The sequence below is a fragment of the Desulfosarcina sp. genome, assembly GCF_041551955.1.
In the GTDB taxonomy this organism is placed as follows: Bacteria; Desulfobacterota; Desulfobacteria; order Desulfobacterales; family Desulfosarcinaceae; genus Desulfosarcina.
The window spans coordinates 1-7,822 of the sequence record NZ_JBFELV010000232.1; the positions used below are offsets into that span (position 1 = coordinate 1).

Consider the following 7,822-nt stretch of genomic DNA (forward strand, 5'->3'; position numbering starts at 1 on the left):
ATCGTATGCATCGACCGAAAGATCGTATTCAACAACTCGCGGTCTGTCGAATCCGTCTCCAGGCGCAGCAGGCTGCTCTCCAACTCCTCCAAGTGCTCACGGGTCTCATCCGCAAAATCCTCAAGCAGAGAATGGTCTGTCATGGAACGCTCCTTCTTTCCTTCGGTGGATCGTGGTGCTTTATTTACCTGCCTGCCCCAAGCGGCTCACAAGCGATCGATCAACGCAAGGATCTCGGCGGTTTTATGCTTATTGATGTATCCTTTTGCACCTATTTGGACAGCTTCCTTGCTAAACTTATCTTCATCCAGGTTGGAAAGCATGATGATTCTGGCACCGGCGTCGAATTCCAGGATCGCTTTGGCAGCTGCAATCCCATCCATGCCGCGCATGGTGATATCCATGGTGACGAGTTCTGGGTTCAGCCGCTGGTACAGGGTGACTGATTCATCGCCGCTCTTGGCTTCACCGACGACGCGGTGCCCGGCTCCGATCAGGGTCTGTTTGATCATTTTTCGCATAATGGACGAATCGTCCACCACCAGAATCGTCTTTCCCATCCACCATTTTCCTTTTTTGATGCTTTGGAATGAAACGGGTCATTGCCGCGGAAGCGGTTTAAACGCTTGCCGGCACCTTCGATCGTTTCATGGATTTTAATTTTTTGATTTCATCAACCATAAGAATGCGGCTGAATTCGAGGAGAATCAAAAGCCGTTGATCCAACTTGCACACCCCCTGGATGTACTGGCTTTTCAATCCGGCCACCACGATGTCGGGCGGCGGTTTGATGCTGTTCTCCGGGACGGTCAGCACTTTGGTGACCCGGTCGACGACAAACCCGGTGACACGACCTTCCACGGTGAGGATGATGATCCAGACGTCCGGATCGAGATGGGTCGGCTGGACGAGCTTCAATCGTTTTCGAAGATCGATCACGGGAATGATGCTGCCTCTCAGGTTGATCACCCCTTCAAGGAAGTCGGGCGCATCCGGAATCGGAGTGATAGTTGAGTCCCGGATAATCTCCTGTACGGTGAGAATATCCACCCCGAACATCTCTTCACCGATGAAAAAGCCCACAAGCTGTTTGGTTGCTGTTGCTTCGGTTGACTCTCGACTGGGTTGCGCAAACGGTTCGTTCATCGGCGCTCTCTCCTTTTATTGGCTGGTGTCCAGACAGTGCCTCTGGATTGCTTCGGCCATGGTGGTCCCGGGTAGTACCGCAGACAGACCATATTGCTTGGCGGTCATGGCGGTGGTATCATTGCACAGACAGGTTCTCGGGTCCTGAATGATGGCATTTCCGCCCCCTTTTAGAATTGCGCCAATACCCGCTATGCCGTCTTTTCCAATGCCGGAAAGCAAAATTCCAGACGCACGGTCCTTCAGGGTATCGGACAGAGACGCCATCAGCGTGTCACTGGCTTGCCCGGGACTTTCGATGTTTTTGGGCTGCAGGTGAATCGACAGTTCTCCCGATCCATTTTTTATCTCTACCTGCTCAAACGCCGAGGCCAGGTAGCAGACACCGGATTGCAGGGGCGCCCCATCCACCGCGCGACGCACGGTCATCTGACTGTGCTGGTCTAAATAGCCCACAAAAGCGTCGACATGGGGTGCCGCCGCATAGAGAACAGATATGAAGGCCGCCGGCAGCTGCGGTTTGATTTCGGGTATCAACCCCAGCAGTGATCCGTAACCTCCGTAGGAGCTTCCAATGGCAAAAACGCGGTGGCATTCCTTTGTCCCGATTGTTTTCTTCTCATGGGCCACTTTGGCCGGGCGCAGGTAGCGGATGGTGTCTATCCCTGCTCGGGCGGCATTTTTAACCCTGCTGACAATCAGGTCGTGCTGACTTTTCAGATCTTCCTTTTGCAGACTGGACGGTTTTTGCAGAAAGTCGACGGCCCCGTATCGCAAGGATTCAAAGGTTTCCAGTGAACCCTGGCCGGTGAGTGAGCTGAACATGACCACTGGCGTGGGGCATTTGATCATGATGTGCTTGATGGTGGTCAGACCATCCATGACCGGCATGTTGACATCGAGCGTCACCACATCGGGTTTGAGTTCGGGGATCATTTCCAAGGCCTTCAGGCCGTGTTCCGCCTCGCCCACCACCTTCACCTGGTCGTCGGCAGCGAACATCTCCTTGAGAATTTTTCGCAGCAGTGCGGAGTCGTCCACGATCAGGACGGAAACCGGACTTTGCGGCAGATGATGCGCCCCACAATCAAGTGCCATTTCGACAAACGCATTGAGGCCGCCCTCTCCCATAGACGGTTTGGAAACCATCAGACGTTGGCAGCACTCGGTGCATTCGAAGGTATGCAGATGCTCGCCAAGCTTGTCCAATCTCAAATCGTTCCTGGCGCCGCATTCTTCACAGAATATGATCATCGCTTGATTAGACCTTTTCCTCTTCGATTCGGAACTGTGCAATTTGCCGGGTCAAGCTCGATGACAGCTGCCGCAACTCTTTGGTAATGTCCACGACCTCGGTGGCACCGGCCACCGTCTGGGTGGCGCGGACTGCCGATGCCGTGGCAATTTCGATTAGGCTCTTGGACCGCTGGGACTGAAGGTCGGTAAGGCCTCTCACTTGCTCACTTCTCTCCACCACGCTGCGCATCTCCGCACCCACATCGTCAGCGCTCTTTTCGGCCTTCTTCACCAGTTCTGAAATTGCCTTTGACTTTTCGGTCAAGGCTTCCAGAGCGGCCTGGGCAGCCTCGCGGCGCTTACCCTGCCGGCCGGCCATACCGCCGATTTCTACGGCAAGGACGTTGAGGCCTTCTATCAGGGCGGTCACCTCTCGCGATTGCTGGTTCAACGTTTGGGCCATTTCAGAAATGTTGTCGATGGCCTCACGGTTGATTTCACCGCCTTTGGCGATTTTTTCCAGGGACTGTTCAGATCGTTCTGTCAGACGGGTTCCCTCCTGAACACGGTTGGTCGACTCTTTAATGAGTTGGCCGATTTCTTTGGCAGCTTCCGATGATCGTTGGGCCAGCTTACCCACTTCGTCGGCAACCACGGCAAAGCCCTTCCCATGAACACCGGCACGGGCTGCCTCGATGGCGGCGTTGAGCGCCAACAGGTTGGTCTGTTCGGCGATATCGGTGATCACTGAGATAATATCGGAAATTTTCTCGGATGACTCGGCAATGGCCTGCATACCCAAAACAGTTTCCTTAACCGACTGTGCACCTTCCTGGGCCGCGGTCAGCACCTCCTGTCCGTGTTCGGTTGCCCGGCCGGAAGCACGCGTCATTTCCGTGACAATGGTGTCAATCTGTTTAACGGCATCGGTGACCTTGCTCACCTGCTCGCCCTGCTTGCCGGCGCTGGCCACAACCATCGCACCGGTTTCACCCATCACCGTCACACGTTCACTGGCGATATTGGCCTCCTGGATCTGCTCAACGGAAGCCTGCCCCATCTGGCGCATGTTCTCGATTAGGGCTTCCACCCGCCGGTAGGACAGGTTCGCCGCATCACGCTGAGAGTGGGAGAACTGGGCCACCTCGCCGGCGGTGGCGCCCATCTGGTTCACCGTCTCCTTGATAACACCCATCTGGCGCTCTTCCTCGCTGGCGCGCTCCTTGTTGGCCGTTGCCCGTTTGGTCACCTCGCCGGAAAATGCGTCAACCTCCGTCGCCGCGATATCGGCGACCTTGAGAGACTCCCTGAGCGCGCCGGTCATGTTGTTGAACGCTTCGGCCATCAGCCCGACCTCGTCACCGGTCTTGACCGGTGCTTGTAGGGTCAGGTCGCGGTCGGTGGCCACCTTGTTGACCACATTGGCAATGTCGACAACCGGCCGGGAAATCCCACCGGAAACGATGTAGACGACCCCGAGCAGCATCAGCAACGCCAGGTTGCCCACAATGAGGGTCGTGTAAAAGACCTTTCGCGGCTGCTCCAACACCTTGTCGAGGGGGAGATTGATGGCAAGGCTCCATTTCTTTTCGGCCGATCCAATGGAGATGGGCGCCAGGATATAGTAGGTTTTGAGGCCGGTAGTCTTTGAAACCTTATACTGGCTGGTTTCGCGACCCGCCTTGACGTCCTGGACGACCTTTTTATCGAACGCGAAAAAGTCCATGTGCTTGCCCACATTGGACTGTTTGGTGGGATGGGCCACAAAGACGCCGTTGTTGGCAATCAGGAACCCATAACCGGTGTCAAAAAGATTGATCTGCTTCACCAGGGGGGTGAAGGAGGCTACCGGCACGTCGATGCCGACCACAGCGACGATTTTATCCTTGAAGCGGACTGGAACCGTAACGATCGTTTTTAGCTGTGTCGTTTCGCCCACCGTGTAGGGCATGGGGTCGAAGACCACCTCCTGACCGGAATTCAACGATTCAAAATAGTAAGCCCCCTTGACCGGATCCGTGTAGTCGGCCAGCGGTTCGATATCGATTTCGCCTGGCAGCCGGTTCCAGTAGGGCAGATACCGGCCGGTTTCATCGTGGCCAAAGGCATCGATGAAGTCTGAGTCCTTACCGTCCAGGGCGTTGGGCTCCCAGCAGGTCCAGACGGCGAGAAAACCGGGATTGTCCTCAAGAACCCGTTTGAGAATACCGTCCATCATGTCCCGCGGCGGCACACCCTGCTGCTTCATTCCTTCAAAGGAGCGGGCAAGCGCTTTAGCAACGTCCATGGGTTGCCCCAGATCAGCCTTAACCAAATTGGCGTAGCGATAGGCAGCCTCACGAGCCTTATCCAAAGCTTCTTTTTCGGCAAGGTTCCGGGCGTTGTAACCGATGTAGGTGATGGTCACCGTAAAGGCGAGCCAGGCCACCGAACAAATGGAAATCAACAATTTTGTTCTCAGTTTAAGGTTACGGAATTTTCGCAACATGGGTTTGGCCTCCTCGAAGGATTAACAAAAAAAATTTTAGCCGGAAACGGCCAGGTTCGACGTCATGGGATCCTAATCTTTTGTATATACAGGTAAATAGTGTCTGCGCTCGCCATCGCGATTCAACTTTGTTTTGAGTTCTCGATGATCCTGAGGCATTCGGCCACGGCTGCATAGTTCCCCGGATAAGTCCACTTGTATACGTTGGCGGCCTCCAACGCCTCATGATTGTTCGGCAGCAGCATCAACACCTTTGTCACCTGTCGACGAAGATCCCGGTCCGCCGGCAGGCAAGCGACGAAGGGCCACTCCGGGTAAAGCCGGGTAGAGTGCGCAAAGGCAAAGGAATCATCTATCTTGTTAATGATTTTGAAGTCTTCCATCTTTATCTTTCCCTCCGACTGCATTCTCTCCAAGGTGTCGGATCTGACCGTGCCCACATCGACGTCACCCTTTTTTACCGCCATCACCACATTGTCGTGGGTTCCCCCTTCCAGGAAAGCGGAACAGTCGGTTTTCGGGTTGATCCCACGCTCCAGGAGCAGACGCCAGGCCATCTGCCCTCCTCCAAAAGAGGAATATTTCACACACATAAATCGTTTCCCGCGGATGTCCTTAATCGAATTGATGCGACTGTTTTTACGAACGAAGATAACACCGCCAAATTCTTGCAGGGCGACATCCTGTCTGCGGTTGACCATGGTCGCGAGGGCTTTTAGTTGGTATGCTTTCTCCATCGAAGAGAAAAATCCTGAATTGGCGATCAGGAAATGGATTTGATTGTTTTTCAAGGCCGGCTCGATATCAACGAATTTAAGGGGAACGATGGTAAAGGTTTTAGATAATTTTTCCGATAGAATGGCCGCCGTAGGCCCCCATTGCTGAAAGGCCTTTTCGGTTCCCCGTTTGGCAAGAACCCCGATCTTTATCTCCGACTGGGCGTAGGTCATCGGCGATCCGCAAAACCCGATCATCAGGGTCAACACGACAATCAGCTTCCAATGCGCTGTCTTCATTTTATCATCTCCTTCAGGCTGACATGTTATCCATCCAAAAAAGGTATGATCATTATCGAGAACAAAACCTGACCATCAATTTACACGTCGGTTACGCCCCATTGCATCCACCATTTTGGACGAACCATGCTGATCTCCTGTATCCTTATTCTCCATTGCAAGTGGGATCGTTCATTTATTTGAATCGCATTTATGTATATCGACCGATCAGCGATATCCTTTAAGGATTATCATCATCCTTGCCTCCTGATTTCTGTGCGTACCACTTGCCTATCCGGCAGGATAAAACGGCAAATGCGGCTGCCAGCAGGCGACAGCCGCATTCAGGGAACCAAACGGGAAAGCTGTTTATTTTGGCCAACAACACTGCTATCATCATGGTCAAATGGATAGGCATTTGGCCGATCCGATATTAAGCATCATCGGTAACGCAACCATCATGACATTCACCCACGCCATCACTCGGCGACCCGGCAAGGATATGGCCTCCGGCATCACCACATCCATGCTGGGCCCCGCGGACTACGTCAAGGCCCTGGACCAGTTTGATGCCTATGTCGATGCTTTGAACGGCTGCGGGTTGTCGGTGACCGTACTCGACCCGCTGGAAGGATATCCCGATTGCCATTTTGTGGAAGATGCGGCCGTGGTGACTCCGGATATAGCGGTGATCACCAATCCGGGGGCCGCTTCACGCAAGGGGGAAGTGCCGTCAATCGCGGCTGCCCTGCAGCATTTTCGCAAGACCGTCTGGGTTCAGCCCCCCGGAACCCTTGACGGCGGTGATGTGCTGATGGTCGGACGCCATTTTTTTATCGGGTTGTCGGACCGGACCAACCAACAAGGCGCCCGACAATTGGGTGAAGCGGTAACCGGATTTGGCTGCACCTGGACGCCGGTGCCCGTTGCCGCCGGCCTGCATTTCAAATCCAGTGTCAATGCGGTAAGCGAGGACACCCTGCTGCTCACCCGAGAGTTTGCCGATCATCCGGCGTTGGCCGGCTTCCATCGGATCGTGATTTCGCCGCAGGAGGCATATGCGGGGAACACCCTGCTGGTCAACGGCCGCCTGATCATGCCCGCCGGGTTTCCCAAAACGCGGCAACAGCTCCAGGCCCTGGACCGGCCGATCGTCGAACTGGACGTCAGTGAATTCAGGAAAATGGACGGCGGCCTGACCTGCCTGTCCCTGAGGTTCTGATCCCATGTCGGATCACACCGGCCGACGCGCGGAAAGCGGTCATATCGTCAGGCAGTACGGCCGTTGGTGGTGGCTCGGACAATTGATGCTCACTGGCATCGCCTGTTTTTTTGTCTTTTTCGGAATTTCCCTGCTGGCCGCATCCTACAGGCTCGGGGACCCGTTTTCCTTCATCATGACCTTTTTTGCCGCCAGCTTGATCATTTTGATCAGTATCGTGATGGTCCTCGGGTTTGTCTTTCGCATGAGGCGGGTGATGCTGATCGGCCGCTCCACAGACGATCATGAGGTGGACGATGACGGCTCTCCATAACGCCGACCATCAACTGTCTTTTTTCCCTCCGGCACGGTACATGCGCACCTGGGCCTTTTCCACCGTGACAATGCCTTCGGTAATGGCGTGATCGATGGTCTGAAGAAAGGATTCGATCTTCTCTTTGGTGTCAATGATCTCCACCACGACGGGCAGGTCTTCGGAAAGACGTAAAATCTTGGTGGTATGGATCAGGCTGTTTGCGCCAAATCCCTGGATCCCCCGCAGCACCGTGGCTCCGGCCATACCCTGGGACCGCGCCTGCTGCACGATCCATTCGTAAAGGGGCATACGCTTATGCTTGTTTGCTTCCCCGATGAATATCCGTAACAGTTGCCCCGTTTCCTTGAATACGGTCATCCCTCTTCCTTTTGATTTCGCGTTAAAGCAGCCGGGATAGCATGTGACCGGCCAAAACCGCC

General features: G+C 54.5%; 8 protein-coding genes. 2 read left to right on the plus strand and 6 right to left on the minus strand.

Going from position 1 to position 7,822, the window contains the following annotated elements; translation table 11 throughout:
* Window positions 1–206: 206 nt before the first annotated feature.
* The 5 genes from ABYV26_RS16180 to ABYV26_RS16200 form a co-directional block, all read right to left on the minus strand.
* Complete coding sequence (locus ABYV26_RS16180) at window positions 207–560, minus strand: response regulator (protein ID WP_372682390.1); 354 nt, start codon at window positions 558–560, stop codon at window positions 207–209.
* Between the two features lie 58 nt (window positions 561–618).
* The gene (locus ABYV26_RS16185; RefSeq protein WP_372682391.1) at window positions 619–1,146 is read right to left on the minus strand and encodes a chemotaxis protein CheW; all 528 of its coding nucleotides are present in this window, start codon (window positions 1,144–1,146) and stop codon (window positions 619–621) included.
* Between the two features lie 15 nt (window positions 1,147–1,161).
* Window positions 1,162–2,400 (minus strand): chemotaxis protein CheB, encoded by a 1,239-nt coding sequence (locus ABYV26_RS16190; RefSeq protein ID WP_372682392.1) that lies wholly within the window; start codon window positions 2,398–2,400, stop codon window positions 1,162–1,164.
* Between the two features lie 7 nt (window positions 2,401–2,407).
* Window positions 2,408–4,870: a methyl-accepting chemotaxis protein gene (locus ABYV26_RS16195; protein ID WP_372682393.1), complete on the minus strand. Its 2,463-nt coding sequence runs from the start codon at window positions 4,868–4,870 to the stop codon at window positions 2,408–2,410.
* A gap of 122 nt (window positions 4,871–4,992) precedes the next feature.
* The gene (locus ABYV26_RS16200; RefSeq protein WP_372682394.1) at window positions 4,993–5,886 is read right to left on the minus strand and encodes a phosphate/phosphite/phosphonate ABC transporter substrate-binding protein; all 894 of its coding nucleotides are present in this window, start codon (window positions 5,884–5,886) and stop codon (window positions 4,993–4,995) included.
* A 397-nt stretch (window positions 5,887–6,283) separates the two neighbouring features.
* Here ABYV26_RS16200 and ABYV26_RS16205 point away from each other — a divergent pair, with 397 nt between their 5' ends.
* Both ABYV26_RS16205 and ABYV26_RS16210 read left to right on the plus strand, forming a co-directional pair.
* Complete coding sequence (locus ABYV26_RS16205) at window positions 6,284–7,087, plus strand: dimethylarginine dimethylaminohydrolase family protein (protein ID WP_372682395.1); 804 nt, start codon at window positions 6,284–6,286, stop codon at window positions 7,085–7,087.
* Window positions 7,088–7,091: 4 nt separating this feature from the next.
* Entirely contained in the window at window positions 7,092–7,400 is a 309-nt protein-coding gene (locus ABYV26_RS16210; protein WP_372682396.1) for a hypothetical protein, read from the plus strand.
* Window positions 7,401–7,409: 9 nt separating this feature from the next.
* On the opposite strand, the gene ABYV26_RS16215 is transcribed toward ABYV26_RS16210, so the two are convergent.
* The gene (locus ABYV26_RS16215; RefSeq protein WP_372682397.1) at window positions 7,410–7,760 is read right to left on the minus strand and encodes a DUF190 domain-containing protein; all 351 of its coding nucleotides are present in this window, start codon (window positions 7,758–7,760) and stop codon (window positions 7,410–7,412) included.
* Window positions 7,761–7,822 lie beyond the last annotated feature (62 nt).

What these genes read in the sequence shown, in the direction of transcription:
- ABYV26_RS16195 (WP_372682393.1), bottom strand. Translation starts at nt 4,870, where the DNA reads ATGTTGCGAAAATTCCGTAACCTTAAACTGAGAACAAAATTGTTGATT.
- ABYV26_RS16215 (WP_372682397.1), bottom strand. Translation starts at nt 7,760, where the DNA reads ATGACCGTATTCAAGGAAACGGGGCAACTGTTACGGATATTCATCGGG.
- ABYV26_RS16185 (WP_372682391.1), bottom strand. Translation starts at nt 1,146, where the DNA reads ATGAACGAACCGTTTGCGCAACCCAGTCGAGAGTCAACCGAAGCAACA.
- ABYV26_RS16180 (WP_372682390.1), bottom strand. Translation starts at nt 560, where the DNA reads ATGGGAAAGACGATTCTGGTGGTGGACGATTCGTCCATTATGCGAAAA.
- ABYV26_RS16190 (WP_372682392.1), bottom strand. Translation starts at nt 2,400, where the DNA reads ATGATCATATTCTGTGAAGAATGCGGCGCCAGGAACGATTTGAGATTG.
- ABYV26_RS16200 (WP_372682394.1), bottom strand. Translation starts at nt 5,886, where the DNA reads ATGAAGACAGCGCATTGGAAGCTGATTGTCGTGTTGACCCTGATGATC.
- ABYV26_RS16210 (WP_372682396.1), top strand. Translation starts at nt 7,092, where the DNA reads ATGTCGGATCACACCGGCCGACGCGCGGAAAGCGGTCATATCGTCAGG.